The 25,481-nt window shown below is 40.6% G+C and carries 22 protein-coding genes; 14 read left to right on the forward strand and 8 right to left on the reverse strand.

The window, feature by feature from the left end:
- Positions 1 to 6: 6 nt before the first annotated feature.
- Entirely contained in the window at positions 7 to 255 is a 249-nt protein-coding gene (locus tag DI060_RS00835; protein ID WP_108972725.1) for a 4a-hydroxytetrahydrobiopterin dehydratase, read from the reverse strand.
- A gap of 199 nt (positions 256 to 454) precedes the next feature.
- On the opposite strand from DI060_RS00835, the gene DI060_RS00840 reads away from it, so the two are divergent.
- From DI060_RS00840 to DI060_RS00850, 3 genes are all read left to right on the forward strand, one after another.
- Positions 455 to 832, forward strand: a complete 378-nt coding sequence (locus DI060_RS00840) for a metalloregulator ArsR/SmtB family transcription factor (protein WP_439956881.1) — start codon at positions 455 to 457, stop codon at positions 830 to 832.
- Positions 833 to 873: 41 nt separating this feature from the next.
- Entirely contained in the window at positions 874 to 2,256 is a 1,383-nt protein-coding gene (locus DI060_RS00845; RefSeq protein WP_108972729.1) for an MATE family efflux transporter, read from the forward strand.
- A 78-nt stretch (positions 2,257 to 2,334) separates the two neighbouring features.
- The gene (locus DI060_RS00850; RefSeq protein WP_108972731.1) at positions 2,335 to 3,582 is read left to right on the forward strand and encodes a Vgb family protein; all 1,248 of its coding nucleotides are present in this window, start codon (positions 2,335 to 2,337) and stop codon (positions 3,580 to 3,582) included.
- Positions 3,583 to 3,588: 6 nt separating this feature from the next.
- On the opposite strand, the gene DI060_RS00855 is transcribed toward DI060_RS00850, so the two are convergent.
- Positions 3,589 to 4,620 carry a pirin family protein gene (locus tag DI060_RS00855; RefSeq protein WP_108973948.1) on the reverse strand — a complete coding sequence of 344 codons (1,032 nt, stop codon included), beginning with the start codon at positions 4,618 to 4,620 and terminating at the stop codon, positions 3,589 to 3,591.
- A 129-nt stretch (positions 4,621 to 4,749) separates the two neighbouring features.
- Complete coding sequence (locus tag DI060_RS00860; protein ID WP_108972733.1) at positions 4,750 to 6,291, reverse strand: adenylate/guanylate cyclase domain-containing protein; 1,542 nt, start codon at positions 6,289 to 6,291, stop codon at positions 4,750 to 4,752.
- Between the two features lie 154 nt (positions 6,292 to 6,445).
- On the opposite strand from DI060_RS00860, the gene DI060_RS00865 reads away from it, so the two are divergent.
- Together DI060_RS00865 and DI060_RS00870 are read left to right on the forward strand one after the other, a co-directional pair.
- Complete coding sequence (locus DI060_RS00865; RefSeq protein ID WP_108972736.1) at positions 6,446 to 7,018, forward strand: TetR/AcrR family transcriptional regulator; 573 nt, start codon at positions 6,446 to 6,448, stop codon at positions 7,016 to 7,018.
- A 26-nt stretch (positions 7,019 to 7,044) separates the two neighbouring features.
- Complete coding sequence (locus DI060_RS00870; protein WP_108972738.1) at positions 7,045 to 10,059, forward strand: PAS domain S-box protein; 3,015 nt, start codon at positions 7,045 to 7,047, stop codon at positions 10,057 to 10,059.
- Here the strand turns inward: DI060_RS00870 and DI060_RS00875 are convergent.
- Entirely contained in the window at positions 10,050 to 10,472 is a 423-nt protein-coding gene (locus DI060_RS00875) for a response regulator (protein WP_108972740.1), read from the reverse strand. The genes DI060_RS00870 and DI060_RS00875 overlap by 10 nt on opposite strands.
- Before the next feature lie 699 nt (positions 10,473 to 11,171).
- On the opposite strand from DI060_RS00875, the gene DI060_RS00880 reads away from it, so the two are divergent.
- Entirely contained in the window at positions 11,172 to 12,053 is an 882-nt protein-coding gene (locus tag DI060_RS00880) for an LBF_1199 family protein (protein WP_108972743.1), read from the forward strand.
- A gap of 75 nt (positions 12,054 to 12,128) precedes the next feature.
- Positions 12,129 to 13,190, forward strand: a complete 1,062-nt coding sequence (locus DI060_RS00885; protein ID WP_108972745.1) for a heparan-alpha-glucosaminide N-acetyltransferase domain-containing protein — start codon at positions 12,129 to 12,131, stop codon at positions 13,188 to 13,190.
- Here DI060_RS00885 and DI060_RS00890 read toward each other — a convergent pair.
- Positions 13,179 to 13,688 (reverse strand): hypothetical protein, encoded by a 510-nt coding sequence (locus tag DI060_RS00890; RefSeq protein WP_135354965.1) that lies wholly within the window; start codon positions 13,686 to 13,688, stop codon positions 13,179 to 13,181. The two genes, DI060_RS00885 and DI060_RS00890, sit on opposite strands and share 12 nt — an antisense overlap.
- Positions 13,689 to 13,861: 173 nt before the next feature.
- Between DI060_RS00890 and DI060_RS00895 the strand changes: the two genes are divergently transcribed.
- From DI060_RS00895 to DI060_RS00905, 3 genes are all read left to right on the forward strand, one after another.
- Positions 13,862 to 15,148: a hypothetical protein gene (locus DI060_RS00895; RefSeq protein ID WP_167836906.1), complete on the forward strand. Its 1,287-nt coding sequence runs from the start codon at positions 13,862 to 13,864 to the stop codon at positions 15,146 to 15,148.
- A gap of 9 nt (positions 15,149 to 15,157) precedes the next feature.
- Positions 15,158 to 15,841, forward strand: coding sequence for a hypothetical protein (locus DI060_RS00900; protein ID WP_108972749.1), 684 nt, complete (start codon positions 15,158 to 15,160; stop codon positions 15,839 to 15,841).
- Positions 15,842 to 16,022: 181 nt separating this feature from the next.
- Positions 16,023 to 17,495 carry a HEAT repeat domain-containing protein gene (locus DI060_RS00905; protein WP_167836869.1) on the forward strand — a complete coding sequence of 491 codons (1,473 nt, stop codon included), beginning with the start codon at positions 16,023 to 16,025 and terminating at the stop codon, positions 17,493 to 17,495.
- Here the strand turns inward: DI060_RS00905 and DI060_RS00910 are convergent.
- Genes DI060_RS00910 through zigA form a run of 3 tightly spaced genes read right to left on the reverse strand, consistent with a single transcriptional unit; the run spans position 17,484 to position 19,653 of the window.
- Positions 17,484 to 17,903 (reverse strand): DUF1826 domain-containing protein, encoded by a 420-nt coding sequence (locus tag DI060_RS00910; RefSeq protein WP_167836870.1) that lies wholly within the window; start codon positions 17,901 to 17,903, stop codon positions 17,484 to 17,486. The genes DI060_RS00905 and DI060_RS00910 overlap by 12 nt on opposite strands.
- Complete coding sequence (locus tag DI060_RS00915) at positions 17,900 to 18,424, reverse strand: hypothetical protein (RefSeq protein WP_108972755.1); 525 nt, start codon at positions 18,422 to 18,424, stop codon at positions 17,900 to 17,902. The genes DI060_RS00910 and DI060_RS00915 overlap by 4 nt, the downstream gene beginning before the upstream one ends.
- Positions 18,421 to 19,653: a zinc metallochaperone GTPase ZigA gene (zigA, locus tag DI060_RS00920; RefSeq protein ID WP_108972757.1), complete on the reverse strand. Its 1,233-nt coding sequence runs from the start codon at positions 19,651 to 19,653 to the stop codon at positions 18,421 to 18,423. The genes DI060_RS00915 and zigA overlap by 4 nt, the downstream gene beginning before the upstream one ends.
- Positions 19,654 to 19,809: 156 nt before the next feature.
- Here zigA and DI060_RS00925 point away from each other — a divergent pair, with 156 nt between their 5' ends.
- From DI060_RS00925 to DI060_RS00940, 4 genes are all read left to right on the forward strand, one after another.
- On the forward strand, positions 19,810 to 21,342 hold the full coding sequence (locus tag DI060_RS00925) for a methyl-accepting chemotaxis protein (protein WP_108972759.1): 1,533 nt from the start codon (positions 19,810 to 19,812) through the stop codon (positions 21,340 to 21,342).
- Positions 21,343 to 21,427: 85 nt separating this feature from the next.
- The gene (locus tag DI060_RS00930) at positions 21,428 to 23,185 is read left to right on the forward strand and encodes an acyl-CoA dehydrogenase family protein (protein ID WP_108972761.1); all 1,758 of its coding nucleotides are present in this window, start codon (positions 21,428 to 21,430) and stop codon (positions 23,183 to 23,185) included.
- Between the two features lie 178 nt (positions 23,186 to 23,363).
- Complete coding sequence (locus DI060_RS00935; RefSeq protein WP_108972763.1) at positions 23,364 to 24,110, forward strand: hypothetical protein; 747 nt, start codon at positions 23,364 to 23,366, stop codon at positions 24,108 to 24,110.
- A gap of 21 nt (positions 24,111 to 24,131) precedes the next feature.
- Positions 24,132 to 25,472, forward strand: coding sequence for a TonB-dependent receptor (locus DI060_RS00940; RefSeq protein WP_244594240.1), 1,341 nt, complete (start codon positions 24,132 to 24,134; stop codon positions 25,470 to 25,472).
- Positions 25,473 to 25,481: the final 9 nt, after the last annotated feature.

Here is a 25,481-nt window from a genome sequence, read left to right on the forward strand (position 1 = left end):
GAATCCTTAAAGGATACGATCTATTTCTTCCGCTAAGTTTCTGTCCTTATCTGTGACAGTATTGTTCGCTTCGTGCGTACTAAGCTTTATGTAGACTTTATTCCATACATTTCTCCAATCGGGGTGGTGGTCATTCTTCTCGGAAAGAATGGCTACCTTTGTCATAAAAGCGAATGCCTCAAGAAAATTTGCGAAGACAAACTCTCTTTCCAAAAAAGACTCAGTCTGGGATTCTTGGTAAAACCATTCTGACATAAAATACCTCAACCAATGGATTTTCTCTGATGCTATCACCATTACTAAGTATGGCAAGTGAATTTAATATGGACCTATTGTTTGCGTTTCTATGTTAACAAACATCAAGATAAAAACTTTCGATGGGAATTCCATATGTTAAGTATATCTTTGGTTATATCGATGTTAGTTTTACGGGCAAAAAAGGGAAAGTAAGGTGATCAAAGATTTAGAACCAGATGAATCTCTACTCAATCCCACATTCCAAGCATTAGCTGATCCTACACGCAGGAAAATCCTAAATATTTTGTCAAAAGGAAATGCAACTGTCATCGAGCTGGCTAAGCCATTTCAGATGACTTTACCAGCGATTTCAAAACATTTGCGTGTCTTGGAGAAGGCTGGTTTGATCGAGCGGCAGAAGTATGCTCAATTTCGTCCTTGTCAATTAAATGTAAAGTCTTTACAGATCGCGAATCTTTGGTTGGAGCTTAAACGAATGTTATGGGAAGAGAGATTGAATCGATTAGATTCTTACTTAATAAATTTAGAAAGTACGAATAAAAAGACTAGAAAAAAAGTTAAGAAAAATAGCTGATTACTTAACGAACAGTTGGTTCGGGAAATTAGGAGAGCAAAATGAGTGTCTCATTGTGGAAAGAATTAAAGGATGCACTTGCCGGTTCGGAGGCTGATTATACGGAAGTAAATTTAAAGAGAGCCTTGTTCTTGTTGTCTGTTCCAATGGTATTAGAACTAGTGCTTGAATCAGTATTTGCCGTCGCCGATATTTATTTTGTCGGTGCTTTAGGATCCTCCGCTGTGGCAACTGTCGGACTCACCGAGACCTATTTATTTTTGCTTTATTCTGTTGCTATGGGTCTTTCCTTTTCCGTGACAGCCATTGTGGCTCGGCGAATTGGAGAAAAAGAAAAAGAACAAGCCGCCTTGGCCGCTGTGCAATCTCTTTGGATTGGAATCTTTGCGTCTATACCATTTGCGATCGCTGGTATTTTCTATGCGAAAGATTTACTCCGATTTATGGGAGCGGATGATTGGGCGCTGACAGAAGGATACCACTATATGCAATGGCTATTAGGTGGCAATCTTGTCGTAATTCTATTATTTTTAATCAATGCCGTATTTCGTGGAGCAGGGGATGCGGCTATTTCCATGCGAGTTTTATGGATTGCAAATGGTCTGAACATCCTCTTGGACCCAATTTTTATTTTCGGATGGGGACCTATACCCGCACTAGGGATAACGGGGGCTGCCATTGCGACGAATGTAGGACGTGGCATCGGAGTTATTTACCAGATTTATCGCTTGTTTGGTGGGGGCAAGCATATCCAAATCAAACTGCCTGATCTACGCCTTGATTTTTCTTTAGTGATCCAAATCCTTAAAACATCCGTAGGTGGAATCGGGCAGATGATTGTAGGTATGACCTCTTGGATTTTTATTATGAGGATATTAGCTCAATTTGGGAGTGCTTCAGTAGCTGGTGCAACCATTGCCTTACGAACCATGATGTTTACCATGATGCCATCTTGGGGGATGTCAAATGCAGTCGCAACTCTTGTCGGGCAAAATTTAGGCGCGGGAAAACCAGACCGAGCAGAACAATCTGTATGGTTTACGGGCATTTGCAATATGGCTTACTTAATCATAGTTTCATTAGTATATTATTTTTATGCAGAGAACTTAATTGCCATATTTACGAGTGATGCCGAGGTAATTCAAGTGGGAGCCAGTTGGCTTAGAATCGTATCTTATTCTTATTTTATTTATGCGTGGTGGATGGCCGCAGGACAGGCCTTCAATGGAGCTGGTGATACTATGACACCTACAAAAATCAATTTTGTATTTTTTTGGATCATCCAGATTCCTTTAGCATATTATTTGGGGAAACAATTTGGAAGTACTGGTGTTTTTTGGGCCATTATGATTTCGGAATCATCTGTGGGTCTCTTTACTCTTTGGCTTTTCACTCGGGGAAACTGGAAGAAAGTCCAAGTGTAAAAATCGTATCACCTTGGAAGCAGAGTCGATCGAGACATCAAGTCGAGTAGAATCGAAGATGTGTTGAAGAACTCTATTTTGTCTCTAATTCTCCTTGGGGGCTTTGTTTCTTGTTCGAACCAAGCTCTGTCTGAACAAGCTTGCGATCCGAACGGTAAAACATTTCGTAATATTCTGAGCCTTCTCACGGTAACTGAAAACAGCCAATCGTATTGTGGTGTAAAAGCAGTTCTTCGTAAAGCCTGTGATTTGACCCCCTTTGAGTTGATTCAGCCGGAAAGATGGAAACTCGTACAAGAAGAACTCAAGCTGCAGATATCAAAAACAAAGGGAACTCCTAGTTTTACCATCTCGGAAGGTCCCGTGCCTGCTTCTGGTATGGTTACCGCACGCTGGTTAGGTGCCGTGTTGGCAACGAATGGCCAAGTCTATGGGATGCCCTTCAATCAACCAAACCTTTTGTCATACGATCCGAATTCATCCAATTTCGAACTCATCTCTGTTGGCGATAGTAGCTCATCTAAGTGGGAAGGAGGGGTACTGGGTCCTGATGGAAAGATCTACGGAATTCCCAGAAACGCAAATGCAGTAATCGTCTTTGACCCAATCTCAAAATCTCTTTCTTATCTAAATACTCCTATCACGGGATCAGGAAAGTGGCGGGGTGGAATTCTTGCACCCAATGGTACCATATATGCAATGCCCATATCGGTATCTTCGATACTTGCCATTGACACGAAAACACAATCCTTGCGTACAATTAGTACGAATTCAACTGAGACCAACCAATGGGAAGGTGCCGTCTTAGGAGCCGATGGAAAGATCTATGCGGTTCCCGTGGACGCCACAAAACTTTTGGTCTTGAATCCAACTACTGAAGAGGTGCGGCTATTGCCGATTGAAATTTCGGGGACTGGGAAATTTAGGCAAGGTGTTCTTCTGCCATCCGGAAAGATTTTATTGGTTCCCTCAACTTCGGATTCCATTCTAATTTTTGATCCGTCTACAGAAATGTTTTCAAGAATTGTTACATCCATTTCTGGAAATTCAAAATGGAGGGGAGCAGTCCTTGCTGCTGATGGAAATGTCTATTTCATACCTATGGAACAATCAAAGATACTCGTCTTAAATAGTACCGACTTTAGCCAAAGCATAATCGATACAAACGAATCAGCCCTGAACCAATGGGGGGATGGAGCCCTCTTACAATCAGGAGAGATTTTCTTTTTACCGCATACAAACAGTCGTTACTTAAGGCTGAATCCAAATGCTGAAGGGCGATTTTGTGATTCCATCCTCCTGAGCGGGTATTATAATAAATACTAGTAGGTATTAGACGCTAGGAAACTCTTCTCTTCCATCTGCATGTCGTGCAAAACGTCCCGCATTGGTTCCGTGTACAGGTTCATGAGATTTCCAGGGCCAACCACCAAAGCCTGTCTTTTGGAAATCTTGGAAGGCATCTTGGATCTCCTCTCTTGTATTCATCACAAAGGGACCGTATTGCACCACTGGTTCTTGGATAGGTTTGGATTCCAACAGCAAGATTTCAATCCGATTGTCGCTCAGATTTTCTAATTCGATATTTTCATCTGAGATCAATTGAACTTGGTGGTAGTCAGGTATCGTTTGCCCATCCAAGGTGAGTTGAGTCCCTCTGTAAAAGTACAACATCCTACCCAAGTTTTTGTTATGCGCTGGAATTTGCCATTTTGCTTTTGCTTCGAGTTGTATGATCCATACTTGTACGGAATGTTCAGGATTGCTTGCCCAAGAATCAGGGGGAGGGTTTTGGGCCTTCTCTCCGCCCAACTGTCCTGCAATCAATTCGACATGAGTCTTTCTTCCATTTTCATCTAGAAAGCTGAGTTTGGGGATAGATTCAGCCCATAACATCGTAAAGTGTGGCCTTACAAATTTGCTTTTTTTGGGAAGGTTAAGCCAGATTTGAAATAACTCCAAACGATTGTCTTTGTGTTGGTCTAAGAGTGGAAACATCTCTGAATGTTGGATACCAGCACCAGCCGTCATCCATTGCACGTCTCCTGCGGAATAACGCCCCACGGCCCCCATGCTATCGGAATGGTCTACAAATCCTGAACGAACAACAGTTATGGTTTCAAAACCTCTGTGTGGATGGCTTGGAAATCCAGGTATTGATTCGCCATGGTACATTCTCCATCCATCTTTTCCTGCAAAGTCTTGTCCAATCTCCCGACCAACAAGCGATGCATCAGGTCCAAAGTTCCCATTGCTTTTCGGATAAAAATCTTCATGGTGCACACAGAATAGGAATGGGTCGACGGTTTGCCACTGGAAACCCATCTTTGCCATTCCCAGGATTGTATTGGAAGATGTTGCCATGTTGGAAAGTTCTCCTTTTTTGTGTGAACGAAAGTACGAAAAGAAATGTTGGGAGACAAAGAGACCAAATCCCGTGAGCCCCAAAATCCCTAAAAATCTCTTTCTATCCATCCTAAATTAGACTGCCACTCAGACCAAATCGAATGCCAGAACTTTTACAGTTGAAGATTTTCCTCGGATGTTTAGGGCCTCTTCTGAAATTTTACGGATGGACTTGATATCCGTATAACTTGGATCAAATGTTGATTCCGTCATTAAAATCGGGCTACCAAACTCTTTTGTCGCCGACTCCAATCGACTTGCAAGATTTACAATATCACCGATCACAGTCATTTCCCGTCTATTTTCAGAGCCGATGTTGCCTCGAATTACAGGTCCAGATGCCATACCAATCCCAATCCGAATGGGAGGGAATCCTAGCTCCGCAATCTCCGCATTTGTAGTATCTAGCTCTTTTAAGATCTCAGCTGCGGCGCGCAAAGCACTGATTCTATGTGCTCCACTTGTAAGTTCTTCGTCAAAAACCGCCATGACAGCATCACCAATAAATTTATCCACAAATCCATTGTTTTTGCTTACGATCTCCACAATTCTTCCGAAATGAATATTTAATAGCCGGACAATCCGTTCGGGAGGAAAAGTTTCAGATAGACTTGTGAAGGAACGAATGTCCGAGAAAAGAATGACGGCTTCTATCCGATCACCATCCGTATTTACTTTTCCTCCCAAAATGAGGTCTCGAACAGCGGGAGATACATAGTGTCCAAAAACAGTTTTTATAATTTCTTTTTCTTCAAGTGCCTCACCCATATGGTTAACAGCAACTTCTAAGACGCCTAGAGCATCATCACTATGAACAGGTATCCTTTCCGTAAATCTTCCTTCTGCATAGTGGTCTAGAGCAGTATGCATGCTCTGTATCGGGATGAGAAAGGTTTTACTGTTTAAGATGGTCAGAAGGGCACCTAAAGACCAAAATATGCCACCAATGATCGTTGTGACAGTTAAGAGTCTTTCCAAAAGTCCGACTTCATTTTGTCCATAAACAGTAGACAGGTATAAGATTCCTATGATGGAAATGATGGGCAAAATCCCGCTAATCAAAAAACTATCACCAAACCTTAAGAAGAGGCTTGGAGCTTTGATTTTCCATCGAACTTTTATCTTCCCATCGGGAAACCAATGTGGGATCAATAAAAATCGGTTTAAAAATTCAGTAGAATAATAGATCAAAATGGCGGAGACAATTGTCGAAAGGGTCGCTACAAATACATAAGCAAACTTGTGTTCAAAATTGGGTTCCATGATTAAAAAAAAGCCATGTTGAAAAAATCCTAAAACCCAAACAGAAAGGATAAGAAAACCGGGAAAGTTGTAGATCCTTGTCTTGGCACGAAAGAGATCAGAAGTACTTGCCTTCATATCGAGAACCTTTCGTTTTAAGGTAGGCCAGAGAAATACCACACCCAAACTTAAGTAAGAGATTTCAATAGAACTTAGGATGAGTGCTTCATAATCTGCCTGTCCGAAATTGAGATCATCCTCACGAAAGAGATAATCTGCGATTAAAACCTTTCCAGAAAAGAAGGTAATCCCTGCGATCACCTCTGCAAGTAAACAGGGCAGCAAGATAAGAAAAAAAGGGTGGTATTTCAAAAAGAATGATTTCAAGGAAAAGACCTCATTACTTCAATTTCTATGCGATGGCATCCGATTTACGAGAAAAAAACACGCATGTGCGAAGTAGGTAAATGAAAAGTTTTCTTGCATTATGTGTTGATACTTTATAGTTTTCCTAGATGATTTTCCTTGAATCACAAACTTTATGAAAACAAAAGAAAAGATTTTAGAGAGTTCATTTGCCTTGTTCCGAGAAAAGGGTTTCCAGGCCACCGCTATCTCAGAAATATTAGAAAACGCAAATGCGTACAAAAAATCGCTATACGATCACTTTGATTCGAAAGAAGAGATAGGCTTTGCCTATTTAGAACATCTTTCCAGGCAACAAGGCATCGTAATGAGGAAGGTCTTAGAAAAATCCAAAGACATGGATGATTTTATAGATAAGTGGATCAACTTCATCATACGAGACCAAAGAAATACCACCCGAAAGGATTGTCCTATCGCACTATTCTCGGGAGAAATTTCACACCTGCCACAATTTGAGCCTTACAGAAATCAGGCGATTCAATATGTTTTACAGACTACGGAGTCCTGTATTGAACACTTTCGCAATGATCTACGAACAGACACCTTACACCAAATCGCCATCGAATTGTATATAGCATACCTAGGTGGTCTACGCCTCTATTCTCTGACAAAAGATAGAAAGGTCATAGAAAGAATGAAAGACCAAATGAAACACACTGCCCGAAAGAAAAACAAAGATTTTTTTTGATTCATCCTTTAGGCTAGTTCACAAATATGGAAGCGGAACCTCAAAAAAATCTCTCCTTTGAAAGTTTTGTCATAAATCTCTCCTATTCCTTTTCTCAGTTTATTGAAGGAAATTTTCAAATCTTTTTATCCAACCAATTGAACCTCTTAGCAAAGTTCTTACATGCGACGCGAGCTGAAATTCAATTTACCAACCAAAGATTTCCGAGCATCAGTGTTGGACAATTCATTGAAACTCCAAACTCACTCTTTCGCATAGTAGAAGAAATCAAGATAAAAGATAAGTTAGTGGGTGAGATCATCGTCTTTTTTCAAAAAGAAAAAGACAATTTCCAAGAAGAACACAGGGCGATGAGGGCTCTTGCAGAGATGACTTCCATCCAGATCGTCAGACGGGATATCAAACAAGAATTAAGAGACGAAAGAGATCTTCTGAATTCCATTATGGAATCAAGCCCCGCTGCCATCACTGTACTCGATCCAAGCGGAAATATAATTTATGCAAACAAAGCCTCAGAGTCAATACTAGGTATCTCAACTGATTTAATCACAAAACGCAAATATAATGCCCCACAATGGCGGCATACTGCTATTGATGGAGGACCATGGCCAGAGGAGAAACATCCATTTGTGATTGTTTCCAAGACAAAAGCACCAGTATCGGATATTCGGCATGCTATCATTGATGCAAAGGGAGTAGTTCGCTATTTATCTGTTAGTGGATCTCCAATTTTAGATGATAAAAAAGAAATCAAATACCTCGTTTTTATCGTAACAGAAATTTCAGAGAGTATCCGGCGAGATAAAGAACTAGCTGAAAGTGAATTCAAATACCGAACCATCGCCGAAAACACTCAATCCATCATCTACGATATCAGTCTAGTCACAGGAGAGGTACATTGGGAAGGCCCCATAGAAGAAGTGCTTGGGTACAGCCAAGGAGAGTATTCTGCCTTCAACTTAGATGCAGCTTATCAATTTGTCCATCCAGAGGATAGAGATAGGGTCGTTCATTATTATGAAAATGCCATCTATTCACAAAAACAAAGCCAATTGCAGATCGAGTACCGTTATCGCACAAAATCTGGCAATTATCTACATATGGAAGATAGCTCCATTATCATCTACAATATCAATGGAGAAGCGATACGAGCCATTGGTGCGATGGTCAATAGAACAGAAAAGATCCAACAAGAACAGAAGATTCTAGAAAGAGAACGAAACTTACGTTTGGCGATGGATGTTTCTCGCTTGGGGTTTTGGAAATGGGATGTACATAAAAACCATATCGAATGGAGCCCAAGGGTATATGAGATATATGATCTATCCGAAGAAGAGTTCCAGGGCAGTATAGATGTGATGCTTTCCCGAATCCATCCTGAAGATCGTGAATCTGCTTATGCACCTATTGAAGAGATGTTGAAATCTAAGACAAATAACAGGGATTATTTCTTTCAATACAGAATCTTTGACCGTCAAAATCGAATTCGATGGGTCGAGGGAATGGGACAATTTGAATTTGGACCGGACAATTCTCCCATCTCTTTATTAGGAATGGTGGGAGACATCACAGAAAGGAAACGATCTGAAGAGGCTTTGCTTGCATCCGAAAAAAGATTCCAATCCTTTTATCAGTTCACCAAAGAAGCTATTTTAATTTTTAGAGAGCGTGATTTGAAAGTTGTAGATGTAAACCAAGCCTTCTTACATCTATTTCAGTATGAAAAACAAGATATCTTTTCCATCCACTTCAGGCGATTGATATCTATTCGTTCTTTTTCAGAGATCCAATCTCTCGCTTTAGATGAAGAGGGTAAAAAGTCCCTAGAAGTAGTAGCTTTAAAAAAAGGTGGTAGCCCATTTTCTGCCCAAGTCACCGCAAAACGTTACCGAGACCAGGATGAGAACTTTATTGTATTTAATATCATTGATCTCTCTTTTTTACGAGAAGTTGAAGAACTTAAAAAAATCAATGAAGAGATTCTTTCCAGAAATCGGATCATTGAAAATCAAAAAATGGAGTTACAACACGCTTTCGATGATTTGAAAAAAACACAGTCACAGTTGATTCAATCTGAAAAGATGGCTTTGCTCGGACAACTTTTGGCGGGTATAGCTCATGAAATCAATAATCCGATAGGAGCAATAAAGGCTTCCAATTTAAATCTTAAAGAATGGAAATACAAATACCAAAAATGTTTTGAAGAGTTCCTGAAATTAAAACCTCAATTGACTGAAGAAGAATTGAATGTTTTTTCAAATTTAAGGGAAGAAGCAGTTCTCTTTGGTGATTTTTTTACAGGTTTACTAGATGCAAAACTTAAGAAACAAAATCTTGAGTACCTTTTATCGCAAGGCATCCCTCAAAATATGGCGAAGCGAATTTCATTTGATTTTGTGGAAATGGGACTAAGTGATGTATCTAAATTTCCTATCGATTTCTTCAAAAGCAAACATATAATAAGTCTCATGGATTTTATCATGTGGGAGGTAATTTACCAAAGAAACACCAAAACCATTAGTACGGCAATAGATCGAGTTTCAAAGATACTCTATGCACTCAAAAATTATTCTCATTTTGAAAAGTCGGAACGAAAGGAATTGATTTCCATACATGACAATTTGGAGATCGTTTTTACAATTTACCAAAACCATTTTAAAAAGGGAGTTGAACTAGTTAAAAATTACCAAGAAATACCTCCTATCTGGTGTTATCCGGATGATCTTTTGCACATTTGGTCAAATCTTATTTTTAACTCTTTTCAAGCGATGAAATTTTCTGGGAGTATTCAAGTCTCTACCTTTGTAAACAATGGCTATGTGTTTGTTTCTATCATAGACAATGGTCCAGGCATCCTGCCTGAACATCTACCAAAGATATTTGATCCTTTTTTTACCACTAAGAAGTTAGGTGAGGGGACTGGGCTTGGTTTAGACATTGTTCGCAAAGTTGTAGAAAAGCACAAGGGTCGTATCCAAGTTTTTTCTGAGCCTGGGAGAACCGAATTTCAGATTTCCCTACCCATTTCAGATCAAGTTTGATCTTTTTGGTCTATCGCACCTTTGATGATTTCAACAATTTGAAGTTCGTCCCAGGGTTTTTTTACAAAAGTAAAATGAGAGATCTCTTTTTCTAAATCTCGTACAGAGCTTTCTTCTGCTTGTCCACTTAGAATGATTTTTGGAATCTTTGGAAATTTTTGGTGCACTAACTTTAGAAACTCCCCTCCATTCATCCCAGGCATTGACCAATCTGAAACTACTCCAATGAGTTCTGTGTCCTTTTCTTCTTCCAGTTCATTTAGAATCTCGAGGGCTTCCCGTGGATTTTGGGCAGTTAAATAGCGAATCTCATCACCAAAGTAACGTTTGCATTGCATACTCATACTCAGTAGAATGAGAAGTTCATCATCTACAAAGAGAATCGCTTTTTCTAAGACTGCATTTACCGACATTTGTATCTTCCCATTCTAAGTTTGGTGCCAGGTAGTATGCAAGACTTTTCAGCAATTCCCTGAAAGAATAGACGAATGGAATCACCAAAAAAGACATTCGGATTTCAAAAATAGAAATTTCTGAACAAGGTAAGTTTTTATTGGGTATAGGATGCAAACAGACTCCCTTGCGAAGTGAGAATCTACTAGATCCCTCTTTTAAAGCCTAACAGAGATATTGCTGGAGATTCGTAGGCTTGAAGATTTTGCCACAATACCATCGTTTTCTACTCGTTATATTTAGATTCTTAGGAGGAGTACGAGTGTAACGGATTGGTGGGAGCGAGGAAGGCCTAAGAAGAGACATTCTTTTGTATCTGCACGCCAAAGGGAGGGATTCCATCCCACAAAGGAACATAAACCGAGCCAGGCTCTCCTTTCTGCTCAAGATTTTGGCCTCTAGAACAAAATGATACGCACAGTATGTACTGTTTTATTCGTACAAAGCACAAGCCAGGCAATGCCCGAATGAAAAGAAGCCTCTAAGCAATTTAAAAGTCGAAAGAGTGTGTTAAGTTGAAATTTATTGATACGATTCAGGTTCTCTCAGTGATTCTACGTCTACTCGAGGATGGTACAGCTTTTGGCATTGTAACACAAAGTTTCTTGTTTGAGATAGATTCCTCTTGACGATCCACCAAATGCGTATCAAATGATGGGGTGAGCTGGCGGACCTCTGAATTTTGGATGAACACTTCACCGAGGGAACTTTTGGATTTTTTCCAAAAACTCCACCAAGAGGAAGAAGTGCACCATTTGATGGAAAAGATGGAAGGAAATGATGCCTTTGCCGATTTAGTTTTCGAATACATTTGGCTCTGCAGATCGGATGCCCAAACGATCAATTTATTGAACTCTCCGCAGTTCACGCCCTCTCTTTTAGTGAAATTTATTTATTTTGGATTTGGAAAACAATTCTTGATAGGAAATTTTGATTCCTCGCGTTATTTTAACGAGATCAAATCTTTACTCAATTCTGAACAAAGTTTACGGGTTCTTTCGGAGGCCGAGTCGATGGAGAAAGACCCTACATTAAAGATCCACCTCTTGGCAAATTTAGATCCTAAAACTTGGGAAGCTTATTTTGATATCCTCGACCAAAACTCAATGACCTTAGATGCTCTTTTGGGAATCTTTTCCAATCTAAGAGACAATGAAATCAAAAAGATCCTCCTCCACAGCCCAACCCTATATTACTATTTACAAATGATGATTCTTTCGGAATCTGTGGAAGTATCGGGGATGGGGAAAGAACAAAAACATGATTTAAAGCAAATTTTAGATGCTGTTCACATCTGGGATCAATTTTGTAGCAAAATCAAAGAGAACTACCAACTAACTCTTGAAAGAGGCCTGTCTCCCAGAGAAAGAGATTCAAGTCGCATCTCCGCTATCTTACGGGAGATCATTTCTGTTCCAGAAGAAGAAAGAGAGGATATACTTGCCTATCTGAAAGGAAACGGAATCTTGTTGGATGAGGTAGAAGAGAGTACATTATCCTTTTTATTAAAGAATTATAAAGAGAAAGGCAGCTTTTTATAGTTTGGTAGAATTCTATTCAACGACCGGTTTTTTTACTTCCAATCATATTTATTCTTTGTATCGTATCTCGAAACTATGAGAGATCAGAGTATTGATATCCTACGTGGATTGTTTGTCTTTCTTATGATACTTGTTAACCTTCCTGGTTCCTGGGGGGCGATGTACACTCCACTCCAACATGCCGAAAAGACAGGAATCCACTTAGCAGATTTAGTATTTCCTGGATTTTTATATGTCCTCGGTTTTAGTTATTACCTGCAAATAGCAAATGAGAATTCCATTCGCTCCTGGAAAAAAGCTGTGTTTCGCGTTTTCCTTATCTTTCTATTAGGTATTTTTTTATCCTTATTCCCAAAATGGAATTGGGAAGAGTTTCGTTTGATGGGAGTTCTACAGAGGATTGCACTCGTTTATGCTATCATCTATTTACTTTTACCCAAGGCAAAGCTCGGACCTTCTTTTTGGCTAAGCTTTTTCTTTTTGTCCCTTCTAAGTCTTGGCAATGAATTTTGGAACCAGAGGCTAGGTGGGTTTCAGTGGGAAAGTTTTGAGACCAAAGAAAGTTTATCAGCGTATTTGGACCGCTTCCTTCTTGGTAAACATATCTGGAAACCTGACTATGATCCCGAAGGAGTATTAACAACTATCATTTCTGTACAAAGTGCACTTTTAGGTTTTTTATCCGCTTGGTTTCGACAAAACAAAAAAGATACCCTTATCCAATTGGCATTTGTATTTCTCTTGTTTGCTCTTGTCATCACAATCCCAAGACCGCCCAGTAAACTCTTCTGGAATCTATCCTTTGTTTTTTGGAATGCCTGTTTTTGTACTCTTTTCTTAGATTTGATCCAAAGAGGGCAAAGGGTTTCCATCGGCTTTCAGGTAGCGTATTGGATGTTTTCACCCTTCGGGAGGCATGCACTTCTCCTGTTCTTTTTGATGGGGTTTTTGGCTCGATTGGAAATCTACCGAACAAGTATAAAGATTGGATTTGGATTTTTGGCTAAGGTAAGTAAGGATCCCAAACTTTCGAGCCTACTAATTTCTTTTGCATTGTATTTGTGTTTTCTCTTCTTACTATTTCTTTATGATTCTCTAAGCAGACAACCAAGAAGAAACGAGAGCTCAATGCAATAAACTCTCGATCTTTCCTGTGACTGTTTTTCGGTGTTCCTCAAATTCCTTGAGATTGTCTACATTCCCCGTATCGATATAAGCAACTAAAGATTTACCCTGTTTGACGAGCGAACGATACGTACTCATAATCTCTGACAAAATTTTCTTATCTTCTTGGCTCAAGTTTCCATCCCGAAACAATTTTTCCAATTGTTGCAAGCTTGTTTCGGTGATGGAAATATAGGACTCCATTACTCCTTTCGTTGTTTCTGCATCATAACTTTGTGCAACAAATCCATCCGAAAGGCTGCCCATTGCCATATAGGTGAGGTAAAGGGACTGCATGGAAACTGTCCCCAAAACTTCCAAGACCAAACTAGAAGAAGGCTGTGTTGTTTGTTTTTTTCCCTTCTCTGCCTGGAGAGGGGAGGTGCAGCAAGTTTTGAAGAACACAAAAAACAAAAGAGCGGAACTTGTGAATAAAGAACGCATGGATGTGCATTGTATCCAATAAGACATAGTCTAGGTCAAACTCCTTTTTATACCCAAAGGTAGTCTTTAGCTCCTCGATTTGCCTCCCGGTTGGGAATGCTTACACTTTTTGTTCCTTTTTTAGGGATATGGTGAGGAAAAATCTTGACACTGGTTCAAAAATGAATAAAAATGCAACAAATAGCGTAAATGTGTTAAAAATGTTTCGTTCAGAGGACAAAATGAAAAAAATCGGAATATTCGGAGCTCTTCTGGCTCTTTGGCTCGCCTCTCCTTTGGCAGCCCAAAGCCAGACTGAGATGTTCAGTCGGGTGGGGGTCGTGGGCGACTCGCTAAGCCATGGTTTCTTTGGTGTAACAGTGGAAAAGAAAACGCAAGACTGGGCCTATCCCGTTTTAGTCTCCAAACAAGCAGGTGCTTCCGTATCTTATAACGTATTAAAAGGACCTTATGTCAATTTAGAGGACGTTCTCAAGTGGGATTGTGGAGTATTTTGCATCGCTGGTGCAATTATTGGTGGCAATCAAACGACGGTTAGTCTACCTAGCCATGCTGGGATTACTGGCGCCGAATATACAACACTTCTTAGAACTTCTGGAAAATGTGAAGATGTCACTGCCACCAAACAAGAGAAACAATGGTATTGGAGAACATGGTATCATTTTACATACAGATGGGTGACTGTTGCTGATTGCAAAGAGCCTGATAAATTCCACCAATTTGGCTTACGTAGTTCTGGAACCCAGACAGAAATTATGGAAAAAGTGAAGCCTACATTTCTATTCGGAACTGCTGGCGCCAACCATGTACTCTGTACTGCCTTGCATACCAGCTTGGACTGCTTAGATGAAGCCAGATTTAAACGAGATATCCGCGAATTTTTCCGCCGAATGTCTGCTATGGGCTCTTTGAAGGGCGGAGTATTATTTACAATCCCTAACGTAACCGCAATTGCTTTCTTAGAACGATACCAAGACCCTCAAGGCCGTGCTAATTATTCTGGATTGAAGGCTTTTTTCCGTAACTCTGTTTCTGACCCTAACCAAGTGTTAGATGCAACAGAAATCAACACAATCTCAAACTTTTTAACAATGTTGAACAATGAAATCAAAGCCCAAGGTGCAACTATGAGATTTGCTGTTGCTGACTTAAAGGTTATCTTTGATGACCTAAAAGAGAACGGTAGACCCATCCGAAGCTCCTCTGGATATTCTCCAGGAAATGCAAGAGCCAATTGGCCATTGCCAAACCAACCTGGTGTCTTTGGTCTAGATGGAGTGCACCCAAATATGTTTGGTCACGCAGTATTTGCAAATGAACTCATAAAGGCCATTAACACACGTTACGGATTTTCAATCCCTCAGGTGAGTGAATACACAGCCTGGTATTATGATTCTTTGAATCGAAATCCTGTGGACTTAAAAAAGTTCTTAACAGAAAATATATTCGGCCAAGCTATCTCTTGGGTCGTTTCTATCTTCGCATAAGGAATTTATATGAACGAACGAAACAAATGGATATGGGGAGGGCTAGCTGTTATAGCAGTTGGCCTATTCGCTTATTTACTCTTTGATGCAAATTCAGAAAAAAATGGGCAAAAATTTAGTTCTAAACAATGGGAGAAAGACTCTTCGGATTCCATTTCCGCAAATTCATTGTTTGATGAGCCAGAGTTTTCAGATGCTCCTAGACCAGATGATGATGAGCTAGGCCAAGCCGAAACTCTATGGCCTTTTGCTTTGGAGAAAAAACCAAATCGCAAAGAACAAGTTAAAGAGGAATGGAGAGAGTTTGCGGCAAAATACCCCAACAATTTCTATATCCCAAGAGAGATGAGACCCAGCCTAACCGCGGAGCAAGAAAAGGAAAACCAAGTTTTGTTAGAAGACTTCACCGCTGTCGATGCGAGCATCGCTGCTGAATTGTCACGAGGAAAATGGTCTGAGCCAGGTTCCAATCCGAGCGCGGAACCAAGTTCTCGGCCCACAGCTTCCAAACAAAAGGCCTACTTTGATTTCAAGATCCATGAATTGGAGTCCCGCATCCAAATGATCGAATATTGGATGGAGAAACAACCAAGTTTAGGAGCTGAAAAGGCAACTGCAGAAAGAGACCTAAAACTTTGGAGACAGGAACTATCTTCCCTACAAGAGGTGAGAAATTCCGTTCCAAAAACATAATGCCAAAGGGAAAGTGTAGGGGTTTTCTCCCTTACACTTTCTTTCGAAATCCTATTGATTATTTCTTTTGAATCTGTCTCAGTATTGACTACACATGAAAGCAAAGAAGATAGCCTTCGCCCTTGTATTTTGCACATCAATTTTATTTTGTAAACCCTCTATAAGCCAAGAGGCACAAACGATGGAAGAAACTGTCGAATCAGAAATTCCCAACGAAGTATTGTTAGAGGACTTAAAATCACCCGATATTTGGAAACGTTCCCAGGCAGTGGTTGCTTTAGGATCTAGAAAGGAAAAAAAAGCAATCCCAGCGTTTCTTCAATTCTTGAAGAGTCCCGAACCAGGCATCCGGGCAGGTTCAGCTATTGCTCTCGGAGAGATGCAAGTAAAAGAAGCACTTCCTGGCATTCTCAAGTTATTAGAATCAGATTCAGAAAATCCGAAAGATGTGTATCTAGACGCGATTGCAAGGATGGCAAGACCCGAGGCAGGACCTAAGGTTCTTCCTTTACTCAATTCGGATGACCACACTCTAAGATTACAAACTGTGGATACCTTGGTGCGCATACAAGCATTTCGGCAAGGTCCACAAATTTTGGAACTAGCCAAACAAAACAAGGATCGAGAAAAGGACAAAACGTACGCAATGGCACTAGGAAAATTGAAAGTAACCAGTGCGGAATCCTATTTAATCAAAGTGGCCAGCATTAAAGATAGTTCACCCACACTTGCGGCAGCCTATTTAGCATTGGGAAGGGTCCGGAGCAAAAAGGCAGTTCCACATTTGGTGCAAGCCATAGGTGAGGAATACTCAAAAGGGAAAGAAAATGCCTCTCTTGCCTTGATTGAAATCGGTGATACCCAAGCTATCTCCACATTGTTTCCTTATCTCAAGGCAAAAGAGGAAGAAACACGTTATTACGCAACCGAGGTTTTAGCTTTCATACCTTCCCAAGAGTCGGGTAAAAGAGCCTTAGAAATCTTATTCAGCCAAGATAGAGTGGCATGGGGATCAGCGGCAAAGATCATAGGTAGACAAAAGTATAAGGAAGGAAGGGAAACCATCGAACGACTTTTAGTAGACCCGGCTACACCTGACCGAGATTTATTTGCTGAAAGTTTAGGTTGGTTAGGCGATTTGAAATCACTACCAGTTTTAATCCAAGTACTCAATTCTAAAGGTAGTGAGGGTCGATACGGCGCTTGTTGGTCATTGGGTATTCTCGGCGATCGGTCTGCTTTACCCCATTTAGAAAAGGCTGTCCGTGATTCTGATGCAAAACTTGTCGTTCTAGCGATTGAAGCCATTGCCTCTATAGCGGATCCCAGTTCCTTACAAACCCTTAAACAAATGTTACAGGATAGACCCAAACTTGCGCCTCAGCTCCTTTTGGCAATAGGGCGTATACCTGGGGAAGAGGCAAAGGCCATTTTAAAAGATGCGATCAGTTCTCAAGATGAGGAAGTGTATCGCCCTGCATTCGAAGAAGTTGCCAAACGAAAGGATACTGACTTTATCCCTAGTTTGATGGTCTTTGTAAATGGAAACCAGGCAGAAAAAAGAAAATTGTCCTATTATGCTTTAACAGCCATTACGGGAAAACACTATCGAACAGCAAAGGAATGGAATGCATTGTTCCCATTAAAGCCGTGAGTGTGCATCTATCCGTAAGACAAATCTCTTTTTGCCTTTGATCTCAGGGGACTTATGTACTAGCCCATTGCCTGGGTCGGTTTCATTGTTAATCAAGTGGATCCGGTAGATGACTTGTGAGGAGATAGCTTCAAACAAATCCGCAAGGGTTTCCAATTCTTCAGAAAATGCTTGGACAGATTCGATATCCGTATCTTCGGGAAGCAGAGACCGCCATTCACTTCTATTTTGTGAATTTAGTTCTAAGCTGAAGGACTTTTTTTTTAATAAAAAATCAACATAGGAAAGAAGAAGCGGATTTTCGTCTCTCTGCCAAATGCAGAGATTAACACCTCTTTCTTGGATCAAATGCAAAACACCTGCTGAGGTAGATTCGACAAAATGCCCTGGGGTACTAAGTGTTTTCAATGGAATGACCTTTGGATTGCATCGAGAAATCGTTTGATATTTGGAATTCCATACTGTTGTCTCGGGATGTAGGACTTAATCAATTTCCCATCCAAAAAAGCGAAGAGCCCGTGAACGATGCGTTTGGAACCTTTCACTCCCACTCCCAAAGCCTGTTTAAATGTTTCAACATCGTCCTTTTCTGCTTCCTCCAGGATATATCCCTTTGCCTTTAGAAATGGATGTAGTGAAACAACCGCTTTCCAGTTTGATTTTTTATCTGAAGCTACATGAAAGATTTTTGCTTTGATTTTTCTGGCGTTCACTTCCTCTTCCAAAGACAAAACTTGCATAGAACATTCGTTAGACTTTATATTTGGTAAAGTAGATACGATCACCAAACCAGTCTGGATTGACTTTGGCCTTAGCCTGGACTTGGTGTTCCAAGCCCAAGGCAATGAAAATTGCACTTCTAATGAATCACCTGGTTTTGGAACTCGGCCATAGGTTGAAATTTTTTGGTCACCGAGGTAAACGTTCATGAATTCATTTGGTATTCTTCACTGGCTTCCGCAATGCTTGCATCCCAATCTGGGAACGGATCTTCAAAAGAAAGCCATTCCTCAGGTCCCAGACTCATTTCGCGATCTGTCAACAAACAGGCGTCTAACGATTTGCGAATGGATGCTTCGTCCATGTTTTTTCCAATAAATACTACTTCTTGTCTTCGATCTCCCCAAGGCTCTTCCCAATTTTCTTTTAGGTTTGCTTGGACATGTGGATCGTTTGGAATTTCATTTGGGTCGATGGCTGCCCACCAATAGCCTTCTGGTTTGTAAGAGCAAAGATTCCCCGCTTGGTTGTACATGAGTACCCAATCCATTTTGGTTGCAAGCCAGACAAAGCCCTTCGCTCTGACTAGGCCTTTTTTGCCAGTCTCCAACCATTTCCAAAACCGTTTGGGATGGAAGGGTTTTCGCATTTTATATACAAAACTCTTGATGCCATATTCTTCTGTCTCTGGTGTATGCTCTCCTCTTAACTCTTTCAGCCAAAGTGGTGACTCTTGTGCTTTCTCAAAGTTGAAGAGATTTGTATCCAATACATCATCCAAATTGACTTTTGAATAATCGGTAAGGATAATACGTGCATCTGTATTTAAACTTTTCAGGATAGACAATAACTCTTGTTTTTTTACTTCTGAAAGTAAGCTGATCTTGTTTACAATGATGACATTGGCAAACTCAATCTGGTCTACGAGAAGGCTAACGATATCGCGGTCATCCTCTTCTCCTGCTTCTAGATTTCTATCCTTCAATGAATCCAAACTTTTGAAGTCTTTTAAAAAATTCACAGCATCCACAACGGTTACCATTGTGTCTAACTTAGCGACTTCGGAAAGGCTCACGCCATTTTCATCCTCGAAGGTGAAGGTCTCCGCTACCGGAAGTGGTTCGGAAACACCTGTAGACTCTATCAAAATATGGTCGAAACGTCCCTCTTTCGCAAGTTTGGAAACTTCGATTAAAAGATCCTCTCTAAGGGTGCAACAGATACATCCATTGGACATTTCCACGAGTTTCTCTTCTGTTCGGGAGAGGTTGGCAGATCCTCGCGCAACGAGCTGAGAGTCGATGTTGACCTCACTCATGTCGTTTACGATCACAGCAACTCGTTTGCCTTCACGGTTGCCAAGAATGTGGTTGAGTAGAGTGGTTTTACCCGCTCCCAAAAAGCCAGAAAGGACAGTGACAGGGATTTTCTGTTTCATAGGGACCTGCTTCAGATGCAATTATGTTGCATTGAAAAAAGAGAGTCAGAATCTGTCAAATATTTTTGCAACATTGTTGCATTTATTTTTCACAAGAATGGAAATAAGTTTCTGCTTTCGCTTGTATTTTTCCTGAATCTATAGAAGCCTGTTTGCATGGATCAGTACCAATTGAACGCAGCGAAGACAATCAATACAATTCGCTCCATCCTGTTTGTTATTTATGTCTTAGGAATCACTTCCTCGTTAAGTACCATGAAAATGTATGAGACGGTTCTTATGTCGAGTACAACTTTCTTTTATGGTTTGGCTGCTCTTGTGGAAGGCTATTTGATCTATAAGAGAAAGAATCCTCATGCATTTCTCTTCATAATTTTTGATGTCTTGTTGACGGGGACAAGTATTCTGGGTCAGTCAATTTTTGATATCGATTTGGTCGCTACAAATCTTAAAACAGGGATCAACTATACGATAGGGATTTTTGTTATTGCTTACTCTGGTTTTTTGTTCTCCAACCGACAAACTTTATACGTCGGTATCCTCATCACCATCATCAATATTTCCCAGCTCCTTTTGGCTGCAAGGTTGGGAATTAAATTTTTGGATATTCCGGGCACACATACCATGCCTTATACTGTTTCTCTCACGACGGAAGTAGTGAAGATGATATTCTTGATGATGATCAGTTATGTGATGAGTCGGGTGGTTAAATTACTCGTTGCCATAAAGGATGAAGCCTTCATTGAAAAAGAAAAGTCCGATAAACATTCGAAAGTTGTTGAAGATCAAAGAAATAACATGCTTTCGGTAGCAGAAAAACTAAACTCTTCTGTTTTGTCTTTGGGTAAGTTTGCAGAGGAGTTGACCTCTCAGATACAGACCCAAGCCGCCTCGATTGAAGAGATTAGTGCATCTTTAACAGAGATTTCACAAACTACAGAAAACTCCGCTGAGTTTGTCCGAGACCAATACTTAAAGATAGAAAAGTTAAATGAGGAGAGTAACACCTTAGAAGCAATCGTGGTTGAAGTTAGAAACCAAGTGGACATCATCACAAATCAAATTAACCAATCTTCTAAATTTTCAAATGATGTGACACAATCCATGATCTCTCTTAACAATGCATTGAATGAAGTCCGTGGTAGTTTCCAAAAAGTGGAAGATGTAAACCAAATCATGAAAGAGATTGCAGATCAAACAAACTTACTCGCATTAAATGCATCGATTGAGGCGGCCAGGGCAGGGGAACATGGCCGAGGGTTTGCTGTTGTTGCTCAAGAAGTTGCAAAATTGGCTGAAAATTCTGCAAACAACGCAAGCATCATTTCCAAAACAATTTTAAAATCAAGGTCAGACCTAGAACTTGGAAACAAAAATGCCATGAGTGCGCAAGAGATGGCAAACAACCAACAAAAGGAACTGCAAACGATCGAAGAGAAAGTACGTTCTTTTAAAGAGAAGGTTGTTGAGATGCAAGACCTGAACACAAGGGTGGTAAGTTCTCAAAAAGAATTGAAGCAACTATCTTCGCAGTTAGAGACCATCGCAAAAGAACAAAGCCTTGGCAACCAAGAGGTGATGCGGGCTGCCCAAAGCATTGAAGATGCTGTCCAAGTCGTGGCAACCAACACAAAGACTTTGCAGGACCAGATCCAGCAGATTTCGGAGTACTCAGAAAAGATTAGATAACGAACTATTTTTCCTTTTTTTTTTGCTGGAGATATCTGGGCGTTCGGTTTCCATTGAGTAAAATGAATCGATCTCGGAGACAAAAATGATTTCAAACAATTATTTCAGCGATAATCAGGACTTAAAAGATCACTTTGATTCCATCACGAATTGGAAAGAGATCGTCGATGCCTATGAAGACAACTTTGAGGACTTTACTGCTTACCAAAAAACCGGTAAAGAAGAGCTCGCATACGCACCTGGCAATTATGAAGACGCTATCGAATACTACCGCCAGACCTTAGAAGCTGCCGGAGATATTTCAGGAACAGAAATTTCGCAAGTAGCAAAAGTTATGGATGAGGTGGGTTTAAAGTATTCCGACGGAAAGGTTACATTCCCGAAAGAAATGATCCAAGTCATAGACAAAATCAAGTCCGCAGGACTTCTTCCTTATGGCATTCACAGACATTACGGTGGATTAGGACTTCCTTCTGTCGTACAATCGATGTTATCTGAGGCTGTATCCAGAGCTGATGGTGCCTTAGCCATTACCTTGGGTTGTATGAATCTTGCAGAAACTGTAGAACGTTTTGGCACAGAAGAGATGATTCATGAATACGTTCCTAAAATGGCTGCTGGTGAACTTTGTGGTGCTATGGCTTTGACTGAGCCAAATTATGGTTCTGACCTTCCGAACTTGCAAACAAAAGCAATCAAAGATGCAAATGGAGTTTGGCGTATAACAGGTACAAAGCGATTCATTACCCATGCTTGTGGCTTTGATTCCATGCCTTCCATTATTTTAACACTTGCAAGAACAGGTAGCACAACCAGCGGAGCTAGAGGACTTTCTTTCTTTATTGTCCATTCGAAAGATGTTCATGTTGCCTCTATTGAAAAAAAGATGGGACTCCATTGTTCGCCCACCTGTGAGGTCGTCTTTGAAAATTCTCCTGGTATTCTCATCGGAGAAGAAGGCAAAGGACTCGTAAAATACTCTATGGCGATGATGAACCAAGCCAGGTTGAATATCGCTGCGCAAGCCATGGGGATTGCCTCTGCTGCTTATTTTGAAGGAAAAAAATATGCGGAAGAAAGAATCCAATTTGGCAAACCTATTGCAGAGATCCCAGCAGTGAAAAAGATGTTGGACCGCATGGAAAGGGAAGTGGCAGGTATGCGTTGCATTCTCTATGAAGCAAGTCGATCCGTAGATTTGTATCGATGGAAAGAGGAGAGAGGAAAGATGAAAGGCATCTCCGAAAAAGAAATCCGAAAAGATGAAGATTTCAAAAAATGGGAAAAACTCGCGTCACTTTTCACTCCACTATCAAAATACTACATTACTGAGCTTGCCAACACCGTAGCCTACGATGCATTGCAAATCCATGGTGGCTCTGGGTATACAGAGGATTATGATGTAGCAAGGATCTATCGGGATGTTCGCATTACGAACATCTATGAAGGAACTACACAACTCCAAACAGTTGCCTGCATTGGCGGAATTGTTTCTGGAATGTCTGAAACCGGCGCCTTCCGTGCCTACGTAAATGAAGAGATGAACGGCTTTAGCGCTTCTTCAGATCTGAAAGAACTTTGGAAAAAATTGGAATCAGTTGTAAGCGAATTCACCGAGATCGAAACTAGCAAACTTAGAGATGAGCTAGCCTTCGAAGTGGTGGAGTCGACAGCCCGTTTTCATGTCAGTTTGCTCTTGGAGCGTAGCATTGGACGTGTCAAGGTAGAACGCCGAGAGGCACGTAGAGCCCTCACAGAAGCCTATCTATTGGATAGCTTCGCGATCCTTGCTTCCAACCTTACCAAAATCCAAGGAAAGAAAAGAACACTCGTCGGAGTCTAGAGAATTTCTTTGCCTTACCAAAGCCATTTGGTAAGGCACGCTCTCCTAGTATGGATTCCAGATCCTAGGCGGGAAAAAGGAAACGACAATTTCTAAGCAAAAATTCTCCTAGTTCTAAGTAAAACGAAGTTGCATTTGCAACTGTGTTGCAATAACTTGGCAATAGGAGAATGAAACTATGAAAAAATACATTCCAATGCTGTTTGTCCTATTAGGACTCATCGTTAACTGCGCAGAGTTCCAAGGGAAAGACGAAGACAATAACGAGGAACTTCAAGCTATTCTTTTAGCTCTTTCTAATAACGCGGTTTGCCCAACCTCTGCCGTATCTGCCGCGCCGACCAACGGTACTAGATTTGATTTCACTCAGTGCAGTGGGCCTGCAAGTGCAGCTTTAAAATTAGCTGGTTTTACCGCTAACGAAGTTCAGCTCATCGGTGGCTTGGTTGGTTCAGGGAACAATTCTACCATCATAACAGATGCGTCTAGGCTCTCAGGTTCTGCGACAGAAAAAAAAGCAACGATTCAGATTACATATGTGATGAATGCATCTGATTCCACCATTGATGTAATTATGCCATCTAACACTAGCTTAAGTGGTGCAACATTTCAAATTACTACAACTGAATTGAAAAAGAAATTATTAAACGGAACTTCTGCTCTAGCGAAGCCTGGTCTTTGGGCAAGTTCTCAAGGAACAGAAAAAACTCTCTGCCTTGAGATTCACAATGAAAATGGCGCGCATATGTTCGGTTGGAATGGTCCATGTGCCTCTGTAAACCGTGGTACTTATGAATTTGATGAAGAGTCAGTTACAGGATTTGATTTTTCTGGTGACCGAATTGCATTGAGAATTAATAAAGCGACCGTTCGTTCTATCAATATATACAATGCAAATATTGGAACAGCAGGAAACATTCGTTAGTCTACGTTTTCTGGTAAAATTTTGAAGAAAAAATCCAATGCATTTAAATGGGCAAGTGTCATTCTGGCACTTGTCTTTCTTTCGCTTGTTGCTTATGCTCAAACTAGACCAAATGAGAATGAGCAAACAGTTTCTCAATTGAGTAACCTTAGTTCGGATAAAAAAAAGAAAGAAGAGTCGGATTGGGAGGCAGATTTAGAAAAAGAATTTGCTGAGCAAGAAGCAAAGGAAAAAAAATCTGAAGGAACACGAGGTACAACCTCGCCAGTGCAATCACAAAACCAAATCAATCGATCAGCACAGAATTTGATGATGGATGTTGCGGTAGCTATCGATATTGTAGGAGCCTGGGATAGAAATAAGCCCAGAGGAAATTCAGAACGGATCAACAACAAGTTAGATGTAAGAACGGCAGAATTTGGGTTTTCAGGAGCTGTGGACCAATGGCTACGTGGTTACTTTCTGGCAGCGGCTCATGGAGAGGATGGAAAATACTTTTATGAAGTACATGAGGCATGGGTTCAATTCCCTTTTTTACCTTTCAACACATCCTTAAAAGTTGGCCAAATGTTCTTGGATATTGGACGATTAAATAAAATCCACAGCCATGATCGAAATTTTACAATGGCACCCATTGTTCACGAAAAATTTATCGGTTGGGAGTCTGCAATGGATACTGGAACAGAATTCAGTATGCTTTTCCCATGGAAAAAAATTACCCAAGAACTTGTGATAGGTGCTACAAATGGAAAAAAGTGGGGACATGCACATACAGAAGGTGAACCGAAAAATAACCCGATGGCTTATTTTCATTTAAAACATTTTTATTATTTCGGAAACAATTGGGGGACACAATTTGGATTTACGGGACTTAGATTTGAGCCCACACGCAATCGAAGAAACGAACGATTTCTGTATGGCTTTGATTCCGTACTCCGTTGGAACCAATCCAATTTGAAAGAAATCCTGATCCAAAGCGAAGTTTGGTACCAAGAAGAAAAGTTCCCAGAGGCTACCGATCCTACTACCTTTGTGACGACAAAACCTCCAACACAACACAAGTGGGGGTATTATGTATTTGGGGAATATAAGTTTCACCAACTCTGGTCTGTAGGTGCGCGATATGATTATGTTACGGACAAAAGTTTGACTACAAAAGATGGTGATCCCGCCAAAAATGCCATAGAGGCACAATCACTGCAAATGACTTTTCATAGTTCTGAATTTGGTAAGATCCGAGGCTCTTTGGAAAGACGGTATATCCAAGATTTTTCAAAGGACGACTTCCAAGAAGTGCGAGAATACCGAGTTTATTTTCAGACAGTCGCAATTTTAGGATCGCATCCTGCACACAGTTATTAGAAAGGAGTA

It is taken from the genome of Leptospira ryugenii (genome assembly GCF_003114855.1).
GTDB classification, from domain to species: Bacteria; Spirochaetota; Leptospiria; order Leptospirales; family Leptospiraceae; genus Leptospira_A; species Leptospira_A ryugenii.

Excerpts from the sequence above, each read along its gene's own strand:
- DI060_RS00835 (WP_108972725.1), bottom strand. The coding sequence starts at position 255 with ATGTCAGAATGGTTTTACCAAGAATCCCAGACTGAGTCTTTTTTGGAA.
- DI060_RS00845 (WP_108972729.1), top strand. The coding sequence starts at position 874 with ATGAGTGTCTCATTGTGGAAAGAATTAAAGGATGCACTTGCCGGTTCG.
- DI060_RS00855 (WP_108973948.1), bottom strand. The coding sequence starts at position 4,620 with ATGGCAACATCTTCCAATACAATCCTGGGAATGGCAAAGATGGGTTTC.
- DI060_RS00865 (WP_108972736.1), top strand. The coding sequence starts at position 6,446 with ATGAAAACAAAAGAAAAGATTTTAGAGAGTTCATTTGCCTTGTTCCGA.
- DI060_RS00870 (WP_108972738.1), top strand. The coding sequence starts at position 7,045 with ATGGAAGCGGAACCTCAAAAAAATCTCTCCTTTGAAAGTTTTGTCATA.
- DI060_RS00875 (WP_108972740.1), bottom strand. The coding sequence starts at position 10,472 with ATGTCGGTAAATGCAGTCTTAGAAAAAGCGATTCTCTTTGTAGATGAT.
- DI060_RS00885 (WP_108972745.1), top strand. The coding sequence starts at position 12,129 with ATGAGAGATCAGAGTATTGATATCCTACGTGGATTGTTTGTCTTTCTT.
- DI060_RS00890 (WP_135354965.1), bottom strand. The coding sequence starts at position 13,688 with ATGTCTTATTGGATACAATGCACATCCATGCGTTCTTTATTCACAAGT.
- DI060_RS00895 (WP_167836906.1), top strand. The coding sequence starts at position 13,862 with ATGTTTCGTTCAGAGGACAAAATGAAAAAAATCGGAATATTCGGAGCT.
- DI060_RS00900 (WP_108972749.1), top strand. The coding sequence starts at position 15,158 with ATGAACGAACGAAACAAATGGATATGGGGAGGGCTAGCTGTTATAGCA.
- DI060_RS00905 (WP_167836869.1), top strand. The coding sequence starts at position 16,023 with ATGGAAGAAACTGTCGAATCAGAAATTCCCAACGAAGTATTGTTAGAG.
- DI060_RS00915 (WP_108972755.1), bottom strand. The coding sequence starts at position 18,424 with ATGAACGTTTACCTCGGTGACCAAAAAATTTCAACCTATGGCCGAGTT.
- zigA (WP_108972757.1), bottom strand. The coding sequence starts at position 19,653 with ATGAAACAGAAAATCCCTGTCACTGTCCTTTCTGGCTTTTTGGGAGCG.
- DI060_RS00925 (WP_108972759.1), top strand. The coding sequence starts at position 19,810 with ATGGATCAGTACCAATTGAACGCAGCGAAGACAATCAATACAATTCGC.
- DI060_RS00930 (WP_108972761.1), top strand. The coding sequence starts at position 21,428 with ATGATTTCAAACAATTATTTCAGCGATAATCAGGACTTAAAAGATCAC.
- DI060_RS00935 (WP_108972763.1), top strand. The coding sequence starts at position 23,364 with ATGAAAAAATACATTCCAATGCTGTTTGTCCTATTAGGACTCATCGTT.